This window comes from Nocardiopsis sp. NPDC057823 (genome assembly GCF_042797335.1).
In the GTDB taxonomy this organism is placed as follows: domain Bacteria; phylum Actinomycetota; class Actinomycetes; order Streptosporangiales; family Streptosporangiaceae; genus Nocardiopsis; species Nocardiopsis changdeensis.
Genome location: NZ_JBHVLR010000003.1, coordinates 320,112 through 335,897, shown reverse-complemented (window position 1 = coordinate 335,897; position 15,786 = coordinate 320,112). Strand labels below are relative to the sequence as shown.

The window sequence follows — 15,786 nt, the reverse complement described above, 5'->3', positions numbered from 1 at the left end:
CGCTCACCCCTCCGTTCCGGTGGCGTGGCCGGCCACCGGCGGCGGCTCCCAGCCGATGTCGAGCATCCGGCCGACGATGCGGCGGGCGATGCTCTCGCTGGTCGGCGTCGCCCCGTAGCCGGGGCACGCCGCGGGGTCCGTCAGCCGGCCGACGGTGACGACGTCGGCGACCTCGATCTCGATCGCGGCCCGGCGCACCGCGTGCTCGATGGGGTCCTCGCCCCGGTCGTAGGCGGCCAAGGCCAGCTCGTCGTCGACGCGGCTCATGCGGTGGCCTCCATCGCTTCCTTCGCGGCCTCCAGGCGGGCCGGGTGGTAGCCGGTCGGCACCTCTCGGCGCCCGGCGCCGACGACACGGCACGGGCGCCCGGTCTCCCGGCCGCAGCCCTCCAGCGGGCAGGGCACTGCCAGGGCCAGGCGGCGGGCCAGGTAGCCGGGGCCGCGGGCGGCGACGTACTCCGCGGTGGGAGCGGTCGCCCGGCGGCGCGGCGCCTCGATGGCGGTGGCGACCGAACGGTCGTCGGCGGCGCGGGCGAGCAGCTTCTTCAGCTGCGGCCCGTAGTCCACGGCGTCGGGGTCGGCGGGCGGGAGGACCTGGTCGATCCCGCGGAGCCGGTCGGCGCGGGTGCGCTCGACGATCGCCCGGATGTGCCCGGGGCGGAGATAGTCGGTCGCGGTGGCGTAGTGCTCGACCACGGCCTCCAGGGCGTCCTCGACGGGCAGGTCGCCGATGGCCTCCAGCCAGGCCGCGGCGGCCGCGGCGTCGGGGCGGCGGTTGTCGAACGCCGAGGCCTTGGCCAGCACCGTGAGGATGTGCTGCTCGGTCATGCGGCGGGGCCGCTGGTGCTTGTGCCGGGTTCGTCGGTCCATTCGGTGCCCTCCAGTTCGATGACGTTGGGTGCGGGCGGGGCCTCGGGGGCCCCGGCCAGGTCGAGCCAGCCCTGGACTCGGTCGGTCGTGGTGGTCTGCTGCGGGGCGGGGCGCCGGGCGCGGTGCTGCTCGACCTCGCGGCGCTCCTGCTCCTTGCGCATCCAGGACTTCCAGGTGCGGACCCAGTCGAGCTTCCGGCCCTTGGCGCCGGGGGTCGACAGCCAGTAGTCCATGAACGCCTCGTGGTCCCGGAGCCCGCACAGGGGCGCCTTCTCGCGGGCCCACGCCTTCATCTCGGTGGTGGGGGTGAAGTCCTCGGGGACGCGGGTGCCCCTGGTGGACGTCTTGGGCGGCTTCGCGTCCGCGTCCGTCCGGTCCGACGCGCCAGCGTCGGCGTTCCCCCCTGCACCCCCAGCAGACGGAGAAGGTGACTGCGTACCTTCACCACCCAGGGACGGGCCGGGCCGGGACGGGGCGTCGTTAGTAACGCCGTTACTGCGCGCGTTACCGCCCCCGTTACTCCGGGCGTGATCCGGGGCGTTACCCCCGGTGTTACCGAAGTCGTTACCTTCGGGTGCGGGGTGGCCTTCACCTGCGGCCTCGGCCTTCTGGCGGTCGCGGAAACGCTTCTGCCGCTCAGCGTTGGCGCGCCTCTCGGCGACGACCTTCTTCTTGGTCGGCTGGTAATGGTGGTAGTCGTGGACGACCCACCCGTCGGTCTGGGTGCCGTCGGCCGGGCAGTCCTCGGAGTCGCACTCGTAGCCGGCCTCGTGGAACAGGCCCCGTCGCAACAGCTCAGGCAGGAACTTCGTCGGGTTGCGCACCTGCGCGCACACCTGGTCGAGATCGTCCTCGGGCACCCAACCGTCGGTGAGGTTGCGTGCGCACCAGAAGATCGCCGCCGAGTGCAGGCGATACGCCGCGTCCGACAGAGCCGCCACCTTGCGGTGGATCGGGTACTGGTCATCGAAGCGGACCCAGGGCATGCGGCCCCTCTCTGGTCAAGGGCCGCCCGGGAGCGGGACCCGGGCGGCGGCGGGGTCAGAACGTCGAGCGCGGGATGCGGCGCTGTGCGCGCACCAGGGCGGCAGCATCCGCCACCGCGGCCCTGTCGGCGCCGGTGACCTCGATGTGCACGCCTTCGGCGGCCCGCATCGAAGTGGGCACCGTGCTGGTGGCCATGACGGCGGCGGCCAGGGCGAGGGTGGCGTGCACCTGCCCTTCGGCGGCCATGGCCGCGCCGGTGGTGGGGTCGGCGCCGTCGCCGTAGGTGTAGTGGTGCGCGCGGCCGGTCAGGCGCTCGGCCTCGGCGACGTGGCGCCGGTAGTCGTCGACGTGCTTCTCGCGCTCGGTGGGCGTGAGCCTCTTGGTCTTGGGCTTGGCCATGGTTCTCCTCAGGCGGCGTTGTCGGACAGGTACCGGAGCAGGCGGTGGATGCGGCTGTTCAAGCGGCGCCGCCGGATGTACGCCGATGCCTCGCAGGTGCTCAGCTCGTGGTTCAGGCGGGCGAGGATCACCCGCACCGTGGCGATGCGGTCGAGGCGGCCCTCCAGGTAGGCGGCGGCCGCGGCGGCCTCGGGGTTCTCCGGGATGCGGATGCTCACCGGGCGGCCCTCCTCGCGCCGGCCATCGAGGAGCGGGCCCGGCCGAGCGCGTGCTGCGCGTCGGTGAGCACCCCCTGGATGGCGTCGATGGCGGCCGGGTTGTGGAGGTGGCCGCGCTCGTCGCTGTGGGCGGTGACGGCCTGCGCGGCCTCCAGGATGAGGCGACCGGTGATGCCCAGCTCGGCGACGGCGCGCTGGGCCGGGGTCTGGCCGGGCGGCCGCCACGGGTCCGGCGGCATCTCCTCGCGGGCCTGCTCGCGGGCCTCCTCGATGGCGGCCATGGCCTCCATGGCGACGTCCATGGAGACGCTCGACCAGGAGGCGTTGCGCGCCCACGCCACGAGGCGGGCGAGGGGTCCGGGCTGTCGGTGCTTCACGGCTCCTCCAGGGCGGGCCGGTCGGGGCCGAGCAGCAGCGGCCCGTGGGTGGTGTGCTCGGGCTCGGGGTACTGGTAGGCGCAGACGCGCATCGGCCGACGGAACTCGACGTCCGCCTCCGTCTCCGTCGCGCCCCCGGCGTCGCACTGGCACCAGTGGTGGTCGTTGTAGAGGTGGATGACGGTGTTCACCCGGACGGTGTCGTTGACCTCCAGCCCCACGAGGTGGGCGTCGGCGCTGGACAGCCAGTGGGCGGGGCCGGGCCCGTGGGAGGTGAACCGCAGGTTCTTGCTGGGGATCTCGTAGACGTACGGATCCCCGGCGACCTGGCCGGCCTCCCAGGCCAGGAACTCCGGGTCGTGCCAGAGCTGCCGGTCGGTGAGCCGCAGGGTCGCGTCGATCCGGGAGAGCGTGTCGGGCGCGTCGGTGTGCTTCACGGTCAGTCCTCCTTGTGGGCGTCGCGGGTGTAGCCCTCGAACTCGGTGCCGACGCCCTCGTCGTCCACCAGGTCCTCGTTGTCGAGCGCGTCGGCCAGGGCCCGCAGGGCGGCGGCGCGGGTGGCGGCGCGCACGCTGGTGCGGGTGTCGATGTCGGTGAGCACGACCTCGTCGCCCTCCATGGCGGCGGCGATGACGGAGGTCGGCGGGGTCTGGCCCTTCAGCTCGGCGGCGGCCGCCATGGCCAGGTCCGCCAACTTGATGAGGGCCTCGACGCGCTCGACGGTCGCGTCGTCGGAGAAAGAGGAGACGGAGATGAGCACCTGGCCGACCACCAGGCTGTCGAGGCGGCCGTTGAGGTGGCGGAACGGCTCGATGTCGTCGGCGGTCAGGTCGTTGACGACGGTGCGAGTGAAGGCCATGGGGAACCCCTCGGGGTCTGGCGCCCCGGCGGGGCGGTGTGGCATCATCATGTCACCAAAATTTAAAGATTTGCAAGTGTGGTGAGAATGGAAAGAGTGACGATGTCTTACAATCTGGCCATGGCCACGACCGATCAGGAACCCGAGATCGCCCCCGACGGCGTCCAGGAGGTTCCGCTCACCATCGCCCGCCCGCTGCTGACCCGCATGATCGAGCAGGCCCGCGAGGACGACCTGGTGAGCGCCCTCACGGTGCGCGGCCGCCGGCGCGCGTACCTCGTGACCCCCGACTTCTACGAGCGTGCGATCGCGGCCCTCGGAGAGCAGACAACCGAAGGCTGATCGAGCGCACCCCGAGCCGACCCGCGGCGTGCGGGTCGGCTCGTTCGTGTGCGCGCGGCCGGACACGGTCAGTCCCCGGTCGGCCGGTCGAGGTGGGTGACGGTACCGTCGGCGCCCCAGGTCCACCCGCCGTCGGCAGGGTTGTGGTGGTCTCCGTCGTGGCCGGCCCCTCCGGCGCACCGCATCTCGATCCGGACCACCTCGTTGAAGGCCGTCGACGGACACGAGGCCGGGGCGGCCTGCACGGTAGGCGGGGAGAGCCGGTCCTCGACGGCGGACAGGGCCTCGCGCAGTTCGGCGGTGGTGCGCTCCAGTTCGGCGAAGCGCTCGTCCACGCCGACCGCCAGGGCGCTGACCTCCTTGCCCTGCTGCTGGATCAGCTCGCCGAGGTCACGGACGGCGTCGGCGACCTTGTGGGCGTCCTCGTAGGCGAGGTCGGCGCGGGCTCGGGCGGCCTGCACCGCGGAGGCGTCGGGAAGGGGCGCGTCGTCGGTGGGCAGTGAGGCGAGAGGGCCGTAGTACTGCTCGACCATCTCCCGAGGCAGGACCTGCCCCAGGGTCTCGGCCCGGTCCGGGGCGACGGCGATGAGTTCGAGGGTGCCGTTGCCCCGATCCTCCCAGGTGTCGGCTCGGCGGTCCCGGTAACGGTCGGTGCGGGATGCCGCAACGGTGTCGTCCTCGTCGGGCACCAGCGGCAGCGCCAGGATCGTCTCGGCGGCGGCCGCCGGGGAGTCGGCGTGCTCGGCGATCAGGGCCGCGCGCTGGCGCATGGCCACGACGGCGTTCTGAGCACCGACGAGGTCGGCCTCGTGGACGACCCGGTGCGCGGAGTCCTCGGCGGCGGCCAGGATCGCGCGGGCCAGAGCGACGGCGTCGTCCCCGGTGGGGGCGTGCACGGTCGCTCGGTGCGTCTTGCCGTTGAAGGTCTCCCGGACCTGGATGCACAGGCGGCCGCTCAGGGTGCCGACTTCGAGTATGTCGTTGTGGCGGTCGAGGTAGATGTGCGGCAGCTTGGGCTGGTCGGTGGTCATGCGGCATCGCTCCCGGATGCGGGCAGCGCGAGCTGGCGGACCGCGCCGAGGCGGCGGTGCAGCTCGTGCAGGCCCTTGATGGTGATGCGGATCTGGGGGGTGCCCACGACCCGCTCCTCGGTCTTGGGGTGGGTGTAGGTCTGCGGCAGCTCGGTGAGGCGGCCGGTGTCCACGGCGGACTGGTACGCGCGCCACCGCCCGTCACCCTTGGCCCGGTACACCCACCGCTCCTGTGCCATGTGCTCGAACAACCGGCCCTGGCCCATGGAGATCGCGGGGTCGCGGCTGAGGACCTTGGCGGCGTCGGCGACGGACAGGTCTCCCTCGGCAGAGGCCAGGTACTCCCAGGACTCCGCCTTGGGCAGGGCGGCGGCCAGCTCGGCCTCCGCCCGCTCCCGGGCCTCCGCGGCGTCGGCCGCAGCACGAAGCGCCTGGGCGTAGGTCCGCGGGACGACTTGGTACCGGCCGGTCCTTCGGATCTCCGGCAGCACCTCGTGGGTCACCCACCGCTTGAAGGCGCGGGCGGCCGGAACCCGGCTGCGCAGGATCGCGGAGTACAGACCGGCCTCAGAGATGACCGTCACGGTCTGACCGCCACCGGGGGTCCCCAGATTGTGGGGACCCTTCTCGTCGTCGTCGAGGCCCCGGGTCAGGTGGTAGGCCTCGCGGAAGCCGAGGATGGCCGCGACGTCTCCGGCGACGAACCACGGCTCGTCGTCCCGGGTGATGACCCGGACCTCGGATCCGGTGTCGGGAAAGATGAAGGGCTGAAGGTTGGCCATGTCCGCGGGTCCTCCTCGGTCGGCGGCGGGCGGTCGTGGGAGTCAGCGGCCCACGGTGAGGGTGAGCAGCGGCTCGGGGGCGAGCCACAGCAGCAGGGCGGCCAGCGTCACCAGGTAGGCGGCGACGCCGGCCATGACGGCCTGGCCCCACGTGGGGGACCAGCGGCGGGTCGGGGGTTTCATCGGGCTCCTGTCGTTCGGGGTGGCCGGGGCGCGGTGGTGCGCCCCGGGGGTGGGTCAGGCGGCGTTCTGCTTGCGGGCCCGGTACCGGGCGGTGCGCTCGCGGGCGGCCGCCCGCTGGGCCTCGGCGCAGGCCGGGTCGACTGGCTCACCGAGACGCGTGTGACGCTGGGCGGCCGCGTCGGTGCCGCACCTGGGTACCGGCCGAGGCCGGGCCCGGGTGGCCCGGTACCGATCCCGTGTGTAGGCGTTGTTCGCGTCGGAGCAGGCCGGGCACGGACTCTCGTTGCGGGAGGTGTGCAGCTGGTAGCCCTTGCGGGTCCCGCACTCAGGGCGGAACTGCGGGGGGAAGCGGTCGTCGGTCACCGTCCACCCCCGGCGCCACCGTGGGGCGGGCTGGCCAGGCCGAGGAGGGCGCCTTGGAACGCTCCCGGCGCGGGACCAGCGGCCGGGTCGTAGTGTCCGCGGTGCCCGCCGCACGCGGGCGGGCACGGGTTCGTGCGCAGCCACCCGGCGCGAACGTGCTCCTGTTCGTGGTCGGGAAGCACGTAACCGGTTTCGGCGAGCAGGGCATCCAGGTGCTCGCGGACCTCGGCGTCGGTGGCGCCGCGGACGAGAGCCATGGGGCCGTCCTCGGTGAGGAGGACTCGCGCGGTCGGGTGTGCGGTCATGAGGCCTCCAGGGCGAAGAGGGTGGGCTGGTGCCACTCCGCGTCCGGGGCGGCGGCCGCCGTGTGGCAGGAGCAGGGGCACACCCACCGGCACGGCCGCCCGGCGGGCCAGGCCTCGATCGGCTGGCCCGTGGCGGGGTCGACGACGCAGGCGCCGTCGGCGTAGGTCAGGTACGTCTCGGCGTGCAGCTCGGCGACCCCAGCCCGGCACGAGCTGTGGTTGCCGTTGCGGCAGTGGCCGGTGGACCCCCATTGGCACGCGCACGCCGTCATCTGGGCCGGGTGGCCGGCGCCGCTGCGGCTGCGGATCCGGCGCGGCCGGGCGCGCGGGCCGTCACCGGGCAGGTAGACGTTCACGGCGGACCTCCTCGGCAACGACGAGGAGTACGGTGCGGATATCCGGTTCACAGCCCCACCTCCTCGTCGGGGACGTAGGGGGCGACCAGCTCCGCCATCTGCCGGAGCACGAAGTAGGTGACCTGCCACTGCACCCCTTGGCCGGCGGCCGTCTGGCACAGGGCGACGGCGCTGTCCAGGTCGTCGTTGAGGAAGGCGGCCGCGAGGCGTCCGGCGAGCAGGTCGACGCGGCCGTGCAGTTCCTCGACCGGCACCAGGCGCCCGGTCCGCACGTTCTCGACGGTCGGCATCGCGAAGTCCCCGCTGGAGGGGTGGTAGTGCTTCACGAACCCGGCCCACCCGCCCATGTGGACGACCATGTTCGAGCCCGCCAGGAGCCTCAGGCCGTGCGGGACCTCGCCGGTCGCCGCCTGGTCGCCCTTGGCGGCTCGGATCGCCGCCAGGAACGTCGCGTGGGAGATGCGCAGGCGCTCCTCCGATTCGGCTTCACGCGGCATCGCGTCCACCCCCCTGCGCCTCGGCCGGGACCGGGATGGGCATGGTGTCGGGCATGCGCCGGTGCGCCCCCGGCCGCCGGACGGGCGGGACCGTGACGACGACGTGCGAGTCGGGGTCGTGCTCGTCGGGGACGACCATCTCGGTGGGCAGCAGCACGGCGTCGAGCAGCTCGGCGCGCTGGGCCGCGGTGAGGTGCAGCTCGGCGGGCCGGTCGCCGACCGTCAGGTAGACGACCGCGGTCCCGTCGGGGTAGAGGGTGCCGAGGGTCCGGCCGAGGTCGCCGACGACGCCGAGGGTGACCTGGCGGGTCTGCCCGAGCATGGCGGGCCAGGTGACGCCGGGGCCCGCGTGGTGGTCGCCGCGGTGCCCCAGCTCCCGGCCGCACACGTGGACCTCACCGGAGCGGGTGTGTTCGGCGGCGCACGCCGTGACGCGGCCCATCACCGCTCACCCCCCGCCTCGTCGCCCATGTCGTCGCGGGCGTGGTCGAGGGCGGTGGTCAGGCCGTTCGCGATGGCGTCGAGTTCGTGGCGGACCTCGGAGAGGGTCAGCTCGGGCTGGCCGTTGACGCGGCGCGCGTAGGTGGCCCAGTGCCGCAGGGCGGCGGTCAGCCGGGCGGTCTCGATGACGTGCAGCATCCCGGCGGTCAGCTCCAGGGTGCGCTCGTCGAGCTGCATGAAGCCGTCCTCGTCGAGGGTGCCGCGGGCGGTCCTCTGGAGGTAGAGGGCCCGCTGCGCCTCCCGGAGGGCGTCGTTCTGCTCGGGGGAGGCGACCTCCAGCGAGGCGATGCGGGCCTTCACCCACAGGCCCGCGTCGGAGTCGGGCGGCGGCGCGTTCTTGTCCTCCTGCTTGATCTCCACGATCGCCATGAGCCTCAGGCCCTGCATGTCGTAGAGCTTGCCGATGTAGGGCTCCAGGGCCTTCTCGGCGGCGGGGCCGATCTTGGTGTCGAGCTTGAGCTTCATGCGGCGGTCCTCTCAGCGGCGGGTTCCAGGACGACGCGCACGCCCATGACGGTCGCGTAGTCGGTCAGGACGTCGAGGTTGGGGACGGTTCGGCCCGCCTCCCACGACTGGATGGTCGGGGCGGCGTAGCCGAGCGCCCGGGACAGGGCGTTGATGCTGAGCCCCCGTTCCGTGCGCAGGGTGCGCAGCTCGGCGATCAGCGGGTGCGGTGCGGACACGGGGCCTCCTCGGGGACGGCGCGGATGATGACGGGGCGGCCGCCGATGCGGCCGGTCAGAGTGGTGGTGGCGAGCCCGCCCCGGTACCGGTGGGTGCGGTGCGGGGGCTCGTCGAGGTACACCACCCATTCGGCGAGGCGGTCGCGCACCCACCGCAGGGGCGGGGGACCGCCCCCGTACAGGGCGGCCTCGATGAGGTCGCGCTCGGGCGCGCCGTGCGCGTAGGTGTAGGTGACGGTCGTGGCCTCGCCGTCGACGGTGACCTCGCCCTCGGCGAGGGCGGGCCGGTGCTCCAGGACCACCTCGACGGTGCGGTCGGCCGGCGGCCCGGCGAGGGGGCCTCCCATGAGGGCCTCCAGGGCGGTGATGAGGTCGGCGGCGCGCTCGGCTATCTCCTGGTAGGCGCCGGGGCGGAGCCCGGTGGCGGGCTCGGGCCCGTGCGGGCACCCGTCGTGGTCGCGCACACACCAGTGCAGGCCGAAAGCGTCGACGACGCCGTTGAGGTGGACGGCGGCGGCCAGGCCGCGGGCGAGAGCGTTGAACCCCTCGGCGGCGGTCCGGCGCCCGGCCGGGCCCTGCGCGGGGAACTGGAGGGCATCGCCGCGGTGCCCGAAGGCGGTCCCGCTGTTGGAGGCGATGACGAGCAGTTCGGCCCGGGAGCGGCCGTACAGGGTGAGGATGTGCAGCGGCACGGCCATGCGCAGGCCCTCGACGAGCGCGGTGTCCACGGTGGTGCTCATGCGGCGGCCGCCTCTCGGTCGAGCCAGCGGCGCCGGTAGGAGCGGCGGGCGGTGGCGGTGCGCCCGGCCCGGATGCCGACGATGTCGGAGGGCTGGGTGCGGGTGATGTCGTCGAGCAGGCACAGGTCGGCGACCGGGCACCGGTCGCACACCGCGATGGCGCGGGCCTCACGGGCGCGGGTCTGGTCGGCGCGCTCCCCCTCAGAGCCGTAGAAAAGCCACAGCGGGATGCCCTTGCAGGCGGCCCGGCGGCGCCAGGACTGGTCGGGGCCGGTCACGAGGCGGCCCTCCGGAGCACGCCCTGCGGGCGGGCCGCAGGGTTGTCGAGGTCGGTGTCGTCCCACGCGAGCGCGCTGACCCAGCCGTGCTGGGCGGCGTACTCGCGGACCCGGGCCACCACGGCGGCCTCCTGGGTGGTGCGCTGCGGCGGGGTGGCGGCCCACAGCCGGTCGTACAGGTCCCGGACCGCGATGAAGTACTCCGCGGTGATCGGGCGCCCATGAGCCCACCGCTCAATGGACGACTTGGACACCCCCAGCTCCCGGGCCAGGTGGCGCAGAGACCACCCCAGGGCGACGAGGGCCTGGAGGCGGCGGGCCGCCCCGACGCAGTGGAGCATGCAGACCCCGGGGTCGAGCAGGTCGACGACGTCCACCTGCTCGACCTCCAGGGCGAGCAGGGCCGCGGCGGTGGTGGACCGCACCGTGCGCGAGGGGGCGCGGCCGCTGCGGCCGTACAGCAGCACACTCACGGTGCCCCGGGGCACGTCGCACAGCCGGGCGAACATGATCCAGCCGATGCCTTTTTCCATGTGGGCGCGCACGTGGGCGCGGGCCGGTTCGGCGTCGACGTAGGGGCGCCACTGCTCGTAGGCGATGAGGCGGGTCCGGCGGTTGTAGCAGGTGCGGTTCCCTTCCGTGCACACCTCGCACCGGCAGCCCTCGACCTTGTACCGGACGTACCCGTGCGGCCTACCCATCGGTCCCACCGCCGGGGGCGTCCGACCCGGCCGGGGGCGGCGTCCACCCCAGGGACAGCAGCAGGTTCACGGTGTCGTCGGGCAGGATCACCTCCGCCTGGCCGACCAGTCGCCTGGTGTGGGCCGCGTCGATGCGCAGGGTCAGGGTGGTGTACTCGCCGGGGGCGGCCTCCAGGGTGAACCCGGAGACGGCGTTGCTGATCTCGCGGCCTTCCAGGGTGATGACGCCGCGGCCGGTCGGGCCGACCTCGGCGGTGAACTCACGCTGCATCAGGGGACTCCTCGTGTTCGGGGTGGTAGCCGTTCGCGGCGATGCACGGCGGGCACGGGCTGGTGCGTTCCATCAGGTGGTTCTGGTAGCCGCGGAGGGTGCCGTGCTTGGGCTCGGCCTGGCGCGGCCGGGGCGCCCGGCGGCCGGACACGGCCGCGAGCAGCTCGGGCAGGGACGGCTCGTCCGGCGTGGCCTCGACGAACAGGTAGTCGAGGACCTCGCGGGCGGCGGCGACGTCGGCGGCGTGCGCGACCGGGTCGGGGCACGTCTCCTCCGTGCAGCCGTGGCGGTTGGCGAGGCGGAGCACCATCCGACGCGCGGCCTCGCGCTCCTCCTCGGTCGTCTCCGGGTTCGCGCACAGGTGCCGGGTGCGCCCGGCCAGGTCGTCGGGCCGGACCCCGGCCTTGGGCGTGTGGTCGGCGCGGGCGATCTGGGACGGCAGAGCCATGGTCAGTACCCCCAGTGGCGGATGGACAGGCGGACGGCGGCGGTGTCGAACAGGTCGAACGCGATGTCGTCGAACTCGGTCTGGTCGTCGAGCGGCAGGTCGCGGACCTGCTCGGGGTGGTCGGGCATCTCCTCGATGGGAGCGGTGTGCAGCAGGCGCCGGCGGGCGCGGGCGGCGGCCCGGTGCACGGCCCGTTCAGTGCGGCCCCAGCGGGTCTCCTTCATCACCGGCCCCCCTCCGAGACCCGGCACGGCCACGCCTGGCCGCACTGGCGGCAGCGGGCGGCGTGCCGCAGGTGCCACCACCGGCGGGCGGTGGGCTTGTGCAGGGTGCGCTCGATGTCGTCGGCGACCAGCGAGCCGATGTTCGCCATCGCCGGGCTGAGCTGATGGATCAGGGCGATCGTGGAGAGCAGGCCGCAGAGCATGAGGGTGACGTCGACGATGTCCTCGGGGTCGACGTTCAGGTCCTCGATGAGCGCCTCGGCGACGGCCGCGACGTGGGGGTCCATGCAGGCTGCGGCGTGCGACCGGTGCCGGGCGCGGTTCTCCCGGGTGACGTCGAGGGCGCGCTGCCGACTCCAGGTGGTGCTGTCCAGGGCGACGACGCCCGCGGCGGCCACCTTGGCGCGCATCCGCTGATCGAAGTCGTCCATCACCGCTCCGTCCGGGCCGGGGCGGGCAGGGCCCGCGAGGTGCCGCAGTGGCCGCACCGCACGGACAGGCGGGCGTTCACCTCGCGGAGGCGGATGACCTCGCGGCGGGCGTGGAAGTCGCCGATCTCGGCCTCGTCCGCGCGGCGGGCGTGGACCAGGTGGACGGCGGTCCCGGTGAGGGCGGAGCAGACGACGACGCCGATGATGGTGGGGATCACGACATGTCTCCGATCGGGCCGGACGCGAACGTGTCGGTGGTGTCGGCGGGCCCGTCCCTGTCGGTGCCGGCCTCCAGGGCGGGCACCAGGGACGTGCCGACCCCGGCCAGCTCGCCGCGGTGCCACGCCTCCAGCACGGCCTCCTGCGCGCGAGTGTTCGGGGCGTAGGTGAAGGCGCCGGTGACCGGCGTGTACTCGACCGTGGCGACGGTGACGACCTCGCCGCTGGTGCGGTCGATCAGGGTGCCCTCGTCGGACACCAGCTCGGCGAACGCCTTGCGGGTGGCGGGCTTCACGGTCCGGCGGACCAGGTCGGGCCGGGCCTCACGGAGCAGCTCCAGGAGGTCGCGGTCCTCCAGGGCGGCCGGGTCGATCTCCTCGTCGATCTCCTGCGGCGAGACCCGCTCGACCAGGTCGAGCAGGGCGTCCTCGTTCCAGGCGATCTTGCGGCGCGAGGACCGGATGGTGACGGTCCCGGCGGACTCCCCGGAGGGCATCCGCACGTCCATGGACTTGACGCCCATCTCCTCGGAGAGGGCCTTGAAGTGCGGTTCGGCGTCGGCGCGGGCTTCCTCGTACTCGGCGGTGACACGGTCCGCCAGGACCTTGAGTGCGGCGACGCGGGCGGGGCGGGACAGGTCAGGCACGGCGGCCTCCTCGGTGGTGGTGGCTGGGGACGTCCTGCGGCGCTTCGGCGGCGGCGTCCTGTGCGGCGGCGATCTGGTCCGGGGTGGGCTCGCGGGTGAGGTTCACGAGCCGGAGCTTCAGGGCGCCCTTCAGCTCGTCGACCCACTCGGGGGCGAGCCCGGCGCGGGCCTCCTCGTTCACCCGGCGGGAGATCTCGTTGAGCGTCGCGGGGTCGCGGGCCTCCGCGATCGCACGGAACAGGGCGTCCACGAGGAGGGAGTCCTCCTCGTTGGTGGGGACATCGACGGGCCCGGTCTGTTCGGTGACCCTCATGTCCTTGGGCGGGTGCGCCACCGACCAGATGACCGAGGCCTGCGCTTTCAGGTCGTCGGGGCCCTTGCGGTACAGGCTGATCCCGAACTGGTCACCCAAGTTGACGGCGCACCGCTTGAGCGCCCCGGTGAGGGCGGCCTTCACCGCGAGGTCGTGGGCCGCGCCGTGCGTGACCTGCTTGGACGCCTCCTCAACGGCCGCGTCGTCGTAGAAGGCGAGGGTGCGCCCGTCGATGGTGCGGACGGTGAGGCGGACCTGCGCGAGGTAAGTCGCCCAGAAGCGGGTGCCGCCCTCGCTCTTCTCAGTCGCAGGGACCATGCGGGCGAAGTCCCGCAGGCAGGTGAGCTGGAGGGTCTGCGGCGACCAGCCGCCGAACCCGAAGATGCGGGTCAGGGACCGGCGCACGTCCCACCCCTGGAGGTGGGCGTTGCCCCTGTGGAGCGCGACGCGGGCCGGGTCGATCGGCTTGAACAGCTGCCCGAGCTGGTGCTCGGTGAGGCTGCTCGGGCCCGCGGCGATGAGGGGGGTGGCCGGACCGGGGCCGGGGTGGACGGCGGCCTCCGGTCCGGCCTGGGGACCGGACGCAGGGAGGGTCTTCGGGCGGGTCTCCCCCAGGAGGCCCTCTCCTCCCTTGGCTCCCGGCGCACCGGGTGACTTTGACGTCCGGGACATGGTCTAGTTCTCCTTCTGGGTGATGAGGTCAAGGGCGGCGCGGAGGGCGCCGGTGGCGACGGTGCGGACCCTCAGCGGCTGCTGCGGCCAGGCCAGGGCGATGCCGTCCTGGGTGAGGGCGAGCCGGTAGTCCGTGGTGGTCGCGGCCAGCACCTTGAAGAAGGTGTCGGCGGGGCGGCCCGCGCGGACCGTCGAGTCCGGCGACGGCAGGAAGCTGCATCCGCAGTCGGGGTCGGGACAGCTCCGCCCGGACATGTCGACCGGGTGCTTGCGGTAGTGGTCCATGGCGCCCGTGAGCATCGGGCAGGCCTTCACCGAGTAGGCGGCGCACTCGGGGTGCATGCCGGGCTCGACGACGTAGCCGCGGGCTTCGTCGGAGGCACGCCCCAGCAGGACGTACCGGTCGAGGTACAGGGCCTCGCCGCAGATCTGGCACAGGCGGCCCCGGAGGGCGGCCACCCGGCGGCCCTCGGACACCTGCCCGAGGTGGTGGCCCCGGTCCGATTCCAGGGACACCCACGGGACCACCAGCCCGCCCACCGTCGGTCGGTGGGCGAGCCGGGTCGGGACGGCCGGGGCGCTCACAGCGTCCCGCCGACGAACCGCATGGTGGGCGCGGGCATGGTCGGCACCTTCTCGGCGAAGGCGCGGATGTCCCGGGCCCACTGGGACGGGTGGATGGCTCCGTCGGGGTCGGGGTCGATGCCGAGCGCGAGCCGCACGGCCTCGCACACGTTCTCGATGCGCTCGGTGTCGAGGTCGACGACCTCGCGCTCGGCGGTCAGGTCCCACCCGGTGATGACGACGGTCCCGGCGTAGGGCCTGACGGCCGCGCCGAGGGCGACCAGCACGCACGATCCGAAGACGTTGCGCGGGAAGTCCTCGGGCCGGACGTGACCCATGTCGTTGACCCACCCGGCGGAGGAGAAGTCGCGCCGCAGGGTGATCCGGTTGTGCCCTTCCGGGCCCACCAGGGTCAACGGGTCGACGTCGTCGTCCCGCGCCAGCCAGTGGCCTTCGGTGTTGGGCTCGATGGTGATGTACTCCACGGCTACTCCTCCTCCGGGTAGCAGGCGAGCACGAAGGCGTCCGGGGTCGGCAGGTCCGACAGGGGGAAGGAGGTGAACAGGGCGGCCGGGTACGCCTCGGCGTCCTCCGGGCGGGGCCGGGAGGCGAAGCGGCCCTTGTCGTGGGGTTCGTACTGGAAGCCCATGTAGACCTCGAAGACCCCGGCGTCGAAGTCGGCGATGTAGCCCCACTCACACGAGACGACGTCGAAGGGGAAGTCGCTGGCGTCCGCGACGACCCCGGCGGCCAGCGTCGCGGCCGGTCGCCCCTGGGTGCCCCGCAGGAGGCCGTACCAGTCCGTCTCGACCTCGTCGCCGATGCTGGTGTCGGTGTGCTCGCGCAGCCGCTCGATGTCGGCGGCGGTCGGCGTCGACTCGGGGTCGACGACGCGGACCTCGGTGATGCGCTGGCGGGCGGCGGCGTGGTCGGTGTTCACCAGCCAGGCCAGGATGTCCAGCCCGAGCCCCTCGGGCTCGGACGACCAGTGGTTGTAGGCGATGACCTCGCGGCCGCCGCTCACCCACCCCATGAATCCTCGCGTGGCCATGGTCAGCCCCTCTCAGCGGTGAGGTCGATGCGAGCCCAGACGCGGAGGGTGACGCTGCCCCGGCAGGCCTCGGCGGAGACGGTCGCCCACTGGCCGTCGCGGGACGGCGTCTCGGTGACCTCGGTCTCCAGGGCGCGCGCCCACGCGGCGACGGCGGCGCGGTCCCGCGTGTTGGAGCGGGTGTGCACGTGGCCGTCGGCGCAGTCGGGCGAGACGTCGGAGACCGTCCACGACACGGGCGGCAGCTCGGTCTCGGAGGCGATGACGCTCACGGCGGCGACGAGCGCGCGGGCCTGCCGCTGCGCGGTGGTGGGCCCGCCGGGGTCGGCCGGTGCGGGCCGGAGCGGCAGGGGCTTGTCGAGGCGGTTCTCGATGGCGGCGCCGAGGGTGATGACACCTCGGTACGCCAGCTTCCAGATGGTTTGCATGGGGACCCCCAGGGCCCGCGCGGACGGGCCGGATCGTGGCTGGTGGGG

General features: G+C 73.6%; 33 protein-coding genes. 1 reads left to right on the top strand and 32 read right to left on the bottom strand.

What is annotated here, in order from left to right:
• Positions 1-3: 3 nt before the first annotated feature.
• From ACFVNO_RS08125 to ACFVNO_RS08090, 8 genes are read right to left on the bottom strand one after another with little or no spacing between them, the layout of a single operon-like run.
• Positions 4-267, bottom strand: a complete 264-nt coding sequence (locus ACFVNO_RS08125) for a hypothetical protein (RefSeq protein WP_378890512.1) — start codon at positions 265-267, stop codon at positions 4-6.
• A complete protein-coding gene (locus tag ACFVNO_RS08120) occupies positions 264-869 on the bottom strand; it encodes a hypothetical protein (protein WP_378890509.1) in 606 nt (201 codons plus the stop codon). Before ACFVNO_RS08120 ends, ACFVNO_RS08125 begins: the two co-directional genes overlap by 4 nt.
• Entirely contained in the window at positions 824-1,855 is a 1,032-nt protein-coding gene (locus ACFVNO_RS08115) for a hypothetical protein (protein WP_378890506.1), read from the bottom strand. The genes ACFVNO_RS08120 and ACFVNO_RS08115 overlap by 46 nt, the downstream gene beginning before the upstream one ends.
• Before the next feature lie 55 nt (positions 1,856-1,910).
• On the bottom strand, positions 1,911-2,255 hold the full coding sequence (locus tag ACFVNO_RS08110) for a hypothetical protein (protein WP_378890503.1): 345 nt from the start codon (positions 2,253-2,255) through the stop codon (positions 1,911-1,913).
• Between the two features lie 8 nt (positions 2,256-2,263).
• On the bottom strand, positions 2,264-2,473 hold the full coding sequence (locus tag ACFVNO_RS08105) for a hypothetical protein (protein ID WP_378890500.1): 210 nt from the start codon (positions 2,471-2,473) through the stop codon (positions 2,264-2,266).
• Positions 2,470-2,850: a hypothetical protein gene (locus ACFVNO_RS08100; RefSeq protein WP_378890497.1), complete on the bottom strand. Its 381-nt coding sequence runs from the start codon at positions 2,848-2,850 to the stop codon at positions 2,470-2,472. The genes ACFVNO_RS08105 and ACFVNO_RS08100 overlap by 4 nt, the downstream gene beginning before the upstream one ends.
• Positions 2,847-3,287, bottom strand: coding sequence for a hypothetical protein (locus ACFVNO_RS08095; protein ID WP_378890494.1), 441 nt, complete (start codon positions 3,285-3,287; stop codon positions 2,847-2,849). The genes ACFVNO_RS08100 and ACFVNO_RS08095 overlap by 4 nt, the downstream gene beginning before the upstream one ends.
• Before the next feature lie 2 nt (positions 3,288-3,289).
• Positions 3,290-3,709 (bottom strand): hypothetical protein, encoded by a 420-nt coding sequence (locus tag ACFVNO_RS08090; RefSeq protein WP_378890491.1) that lies wholly within the window; start codon positions 3,707-3,709, stop codon positions 3,290-3,292.
• A 120-nt stretch (positions 3,710-3,829) separates the two neighbouring features.
• Here ACFVNO_RS08090 and ACFVNO_RS08085 point away from each other — a divergent pair, with 120 nt between their 5' ends.
• Positions 3,830-4,051, top strand: a complete 222-nt coding sequence (locus tag ACFVNO_RS08085; protein ID WP_378890488.1) for a hypothetical protein — start codon at positions 3,830-3,832, stop codon at positions 4,049-4,051.
• Positions 4,052-4,119: 68 nt separating this feature from the next.
• Here the strand turns inward: ACFVNO_RS08085 and ACFVNO_RS08080 are convergent, their stop codons facing one another.
• The 24 genes from ACFVNO_RS08080 to ACFVNO_RS07965 are packed head-to-tail and all read right to left on the bottom strand — an operon-like array spanning position 4,120 to position 15,738.
• On the bottom strand, positions 4,120-5,082 hold the full coding sequence (locus tag ACFVNO_RS08080; protein WP_378890485.1) for a hypothetical protein: 963 nt from the start codon (positions 5,080-5,082) through the stop codon (positions 4,120-4,122).
• Positions 5,079-5,864, bottom strand: a complete 786-nt coding sequence (locus tag ACFVNO_RS08075; RefSeq protein WP_378890482.1) for a phage antirepressor — start codon at positions 5,862-5,864, stop codon at positions 5,079-5,081. The genes ACFVNO_RS08080 and ACFVNO_RS08075 overlap by 4 nt, the downstream gene beginning before the upstream one ends.
• A gap of 42 nt (positions 5,865-5,906) precedes the next feature.
• Entirely contained in the window at positions 5,907-6,047 is a 141-nt protein-coding gene (locus tag ACFVNO_RS08070; protein ID WP_378890479.1) for a hypothetical protein, read from the bottom strand.
• 54 nt (positions 6,048-6,101) lie between these two features.
• On the bottom strand, positions 6,102-6,410 hold the full coding sequence (locus ACFVNO_RS08065) for a hypothetical protein (RefSeq protein ID WP_378890476.1): 309 nt from the start codon (positions 6,408-6,410) through the stop codon (positions 6,102-6,104).
• On the bottom strand, positions 6,407-6,715 hold the full coding sequence (locus ACFVNO_RS08060; protein ID WP_378890473.1) for a hypothetical protein: 309 nt from the start codon (positions 6,713-6,715) through the stop codon (positions 6,407-6,409). The genes ACFVNO_RS08065 and ACFVNO_RS08060 overlap by 4 nt, the downstream gene beginning before the upstream one ends.
• On the bottom strand, positions 6,712-7,071 hold the full coding sequence (locus ACFVNO_RS08055; RefSeq protein ID WP_378890470.1) for a DUF6248 family natural product biosynthesis protein: 360 nt from the start codon (positions 7,069-7,071) through the stop codon (positions 6,712-6,714). The genes ACFVNO_RS08060 and ACFVNO_RS08055 overlap by 4 nt, the downstream gene beginning before the upstream one ends.
• A gap of 47 nt (positions 7,072-7,118) precedes the next feature.
• A complete protein-coding gene (locus ACFVNO_RS08050) occupies positions 7,119-7,568 on the bottom strand; it encodes a hypothetical protein (protein ID WP_378890467.1) in 450 nt (149 codons plus the stop codon).
• Positions 7,558-8,010 carry a hypothetical protein gene (locus tag ACFVNO_RS08045; RefSeq protein WP_378890464.1) on the bottom strand — a complete coding sequence of 151 codons (453 nt, stop codon included), beginning with the start codon at positions 8,008-8,010 and terminating at the stop codon, positions 7,558-7,560. Before ACFVNO_RS08045 ends, ACFVNO_RS08050 begins: the two co-directional genes overlap by 11 nt.
• A complete protein-coding gene (locus tag ACFVNO_RS08040) occupies positions 8,010-8,534 on the bottom strand; it encodes a hypothetical protein (protein ID WP_378890461.1) in 525 nt (174 codons plus the stop codon). The genes ACFVNO_RS08045 and ACFVNO_RS08040 overlap by 1 nt, the downstream gene beginning before the upstream one ends.
• Positions 8,531-8,752 (bottom strand): helix-turn-helix domain-containing protein, encoded by a 222-nt coding sequence (locus tag ACFVNO_RS08035; protein WP_378890458.1) that lies wholly within the window; start codon positions 8,750-8,752, stop codon positions 8,531-8,533. The genes ACFVNO_RS08040 and ACFVNO_RS08035 overlap by 4 nt, the downstream gene beginning before the upstream one ends.
• Positions 8,731-9,492, bottom strand: a complete 762-nt coding sequence (locus tag ACFVNO_RS08030) for a hypothetical protein (protein ID WP_378890455.1) — start codon at positions 9,490-9,492, stop codon at positions 8,731-8,733. Before ACFVNO_RS08030 ends, ACFVNO_RS08035 begins: the two co-directional genes overlap by 22 nt.
• On the bottom strand, positions 9,489-9,770 hold the full coding sequence (locus tag ACFVNO_RS08025; RefSeq protein ID WP_378890451.1) for a WhiB family transcriptional regulator: 282 nt from the start codon (positions 9,768-9,770) through the stop codon (positions 9,489-9,491). Before ACFVNO_RS08025 ends, ACFVNO_RS08030 begins: the two co-directional genes overlap by 4 nt.
• A complete protein-coding gene (locus tag ACFVNO_RS08020; protein WP_378890448.1) occupies positions 9,767-10,471 on the bottom strand; it encodes a hypothetical protein in 705 nt (234 codons plus the stop codon). The genes ACFVNO_RS08025 and ACFVNO_RS08020 overlap by 4 nt, the downstream gene beginning before the upstream one ends.
• Complete coding sequence (locus tag ACFVNO_RS08015; RefSeq protein WP_378890445.1) at positions 10,464-10,742, bottom strand: hypothetical protein; 279 nt, start codon at positions 10,740-10,742, stop codon at positions 10,464-10,466. Before ACFVNO_RS08015 ends, ACFVNO_RS08020 begins: the two co-directional genes overlap by 8 nt.
• Complete coding sequence (locus ACFVNO_RS08010; RefSeq protein WP_378890442.1) at positions 10,732-11,190, bottom strand: hypothetical protein; 459 nt, start codon at positions 11,188-11,190, stop codon at positions 10,732-10,734. The genes ACFVNO_RS08015 and ACFVNO_RS08010 overlap by 11 nt, the downstream gene beginning before the upstream one ends.
• Positions 11,191-11,192: 2 nt before the next feature.
• Entirely contained in the window at positions 11,193-11,414 is a 222-nt protein-coding gene (locus ACFVNO_RS08005; protein ID WP_378890439.1) for a hypothetical protein, read from the bottom strand.
• Positions 11,414-11,845, bottom strand: coding sequence for a hypothetical protein (locus ACFVNO_RS08000; protein ID WP_378890436.1), 432 nt, complete (start codon positions 11,843-11,845; stop codon positions 11,414-11,416). The genes ACFVNO_RS08005 and ACFVNO_RS08000 overlap by 1 nt, the downstream gene beginning before the upstream one ends.
• A complete protein-coding gene (locus ACFVNO_RS07995; protein ID WP_378890433.1) occupies positions 11,845-12,063 on the bottom strand; it encodes a hypothetical protein in 219 nt (72 codons plus the stop codon). The genes ACFVNO_RS08000 and ACFVNO_RS07995 overlap by 1 nt, the downstream gene beginning before the upstream one ends.
• Positions 12,060-12,710, bottom strand: a complete 651-nt coding sequence (locus ACFVNO_RS07990) for a hypothetical protein (protein ID WP_378890430.1) — start codon at positions 12,708-12,710, stop codon at positions 12,060-12,062. The genes ACFVNO_RS07995 and ACFVNO_RS07990 overlap by 4 nt, the downstream gene beginning before the upstream one ends.
• Entirely contained in the window at positions 12,703-13,695 is a 993-nt protein-coding gene (locus tag ACFVNO_RS07985) for a Rad52/Rad22 family DNA repair protein (protein ID WP_378890427.1), read from the bottom strand. Before ACFVNO_RS07985 ends, ACFVNO_RS07990 begins: the two co-directional genes overlap by 8 nt.
• A 3-nt stretch (positions 13,696-13,698) precedes the next feature.
• Positions 13,699-14,280: a hypothetical protein gene (locus ACFVNO_RS07980; protein WP_378890424.1), complete on the bottom strand. Its 582-nt coding sequence runs from the start codon at positions 14,278-14,280 to the stop codon at positions 13,699-13,701.
• Positions 14,277-14,744, bottom strand: coding sequence for a hypothetical protein (locus tag ACFVNO_RS07975; RefSeq protein ID WP_378890421.1), 468 nt, complete (start codon positions 14,742-14,744; stop codon positions 14,277-14,279). Before ACFVNO_RS07975 ends, ACFVNO_RS07980 begins: the two co-directional genes overlap by 4 nt.
• A 2-nt stretch (positions 14,745-14,746) precedes the next feature.
• A complete protein-coding gene (locus ACFVNO_RS07970; protein WP_378890418.1) occupies positions 14,747-15,310 on the bottom strand; it encodes a hypothetical protein in 564 nt (187 codons plus the stop codon).
• A gap of 2 nt (positions 15,311-15,312) precedes the next feature.
• On the bottom strand, positions 15,313-15,738 hold the full coding sequence (locus ACFVNO_RS07965) for a hypothetical protein (RefSeq protein ID WP_378890415.1): 426 nt from the start codon (positions 15,736-15,738) through the stop codon (positions 15,313-15,315).
• Positions 15,739-15,786: the final 48 nt, after the last annotated feature.

Coding starts and splice junctions, on each gene's coding strand:
- ACFVNO_RS08125 (WP_378890512.1), bottom strand. CDS start 267: ATGAGCCGCGTCGACGACGAGCTGGCCTTGGCCGCCTACGACCGGGGC.
- ACFVNO_RS08120 (WP_378890509.1), bottom strand. CDS start 869: ATGGACCGACGAACCCGGCACAAGCACCAGCGGCCCCGCCGCATGACC.
- ACFVNO_RS08115 (WP_378890506.1), bottom strand. CDS start 1,855: ATGCCCTGGGTCCGCTTCGATGACCAGTACCCGATCCACCGCAAGGTG.
- ACFVNO_RS08110 (WP_378890503.1), bottom strand. CDS start 2,255: ATGGCCAAGCCCAAGACCAAGAGGCTCACGCCCACCGAGCGCGAGAAG.
- ACFVNO_RS08090 (WP_378890491.1), bottom strand. CDS start 3,709: ATGGCCTTCACTCGCACCGTCGTCAACGACCTGACCGCCGACGACATC.
- ACFVNO_RS08085 (WP_378890488.1), top strand. CDS start 3,830: ATGGCCACGACCGATCAGGAACCCGAGATCGCCCCCGACGGCGTCCAG.
- ACFVNO_RS08080 (WP_378890485.1), bottom strand. CDS start 5,082: ATGACCACCGACCAGCCCAAGCTGCCGCACATCTACCTCGACCGCCAC.
- ACFVNO_RS08075 (WP_378890482.1), bottom strand. CDS start 5,864: ATGGCCAACCTTCAGCCCTTCATCTTTCCCGACACCGGATCCGAGGTC.
- ACFVNO_RS08070 (WP_378890479.1), bottom strand. CDS start 6,047: ATGAAACCCCCGACCCGCCGCTGGTCCCCCACGTGGGGCCAGGCCGTC.
- ACFVNO_RS08060 (WP_378890473.1), bottom strand. CDS start 6,715: ATGACCGCACACCCGACCGCGCGAGTCCTCCTCACCGAGGACGGCCCC.
- ACFVNO_RS08050 (WP_378890467.1), bottom strand. CDS start 7,568: ATGCCGCGTGAAGCCGAATCGGAGGAGCGCCTGCGCATCTCCCACGCG.
- ACFVNO_RS08045 (WP_378890464.1), bottom strand. CDS start 8,010: ATGGGCCGCGTCACGGCGTGCGCCGCCGAACACACCCGCTCCGGTGAG.
- ACFVNO_RS08040 (WP_378890461.1), bottom strand. CDS start 8,534: ATGAAGCTCAAGCTCGACACCAAGATCGGCCCCGCCGCCGAGAAGGCC.
- ACFVNO_RS08030 (WP_378890455.1), bottom strand. CDS start 9,492: ATGAGCACCACCGTGGACACCGCGCTCGTCGAGGGCCTGCGCATGGCC.
- ACFVNO_RS08020 (WP_378890448.1), bottom strand. CDS start 10,471: ATGGGTAGGCCGCACGGGTACGTCCGGTACAAGGTCGAGGGCTGCCGG.
- ACFVNO_RS08015 (WP_378890445.1), bottom strand. CDS start 10,742: ATGCAGCGTGAGTTCACCGCCGAGGTCGGCCCGACCGGCCGCGGCGTC.
- ACFVNO_RS08010 (WP_378890442.1), bottom strand. CDS start 11,190: ATGGCTCTGCCGTCCCAGATCGCCCGCGCCGACCACACGCCCAAGGCC.
- ACFVNO_RS08005 (WP_378890439.1), bottom strand. CDS start 11,414: ATGAAGGAGACCCGCTGGGGCCGCACTGAACGGGCCGTGCACCGGGCC.
- ACFVNO_RS08000 (WP_378890436.1), bottom strand. CDS start 11,845: ATGGACGACTTCGATCAGCGGATGCGCGCCAAGGTGGCCGCCGCGGGC.
- ACFVNO_RS07985 (WP_378890427.1), bottom strand. CDS start 13,695: ATGTCCCGGACGTCAAAGTCACCCGGTGCGCCGGGAGCCAAGGGAGGA.
- ACFVNO_RS07970 (WP_378890418.1), bottom strand. CDS start 15,310: ATGGCCACGCGAGGATTCATGGGGTGGGTGAGCGGCGGCCGCGAGGTC.
- ACFVNO_RS07965 (WP_378890415.1), bottom strand. CDS start 15,738: ATGCAAACCATCTGGAAGCTGGCGTACCGAGGTGTCATCACCCTCGGC.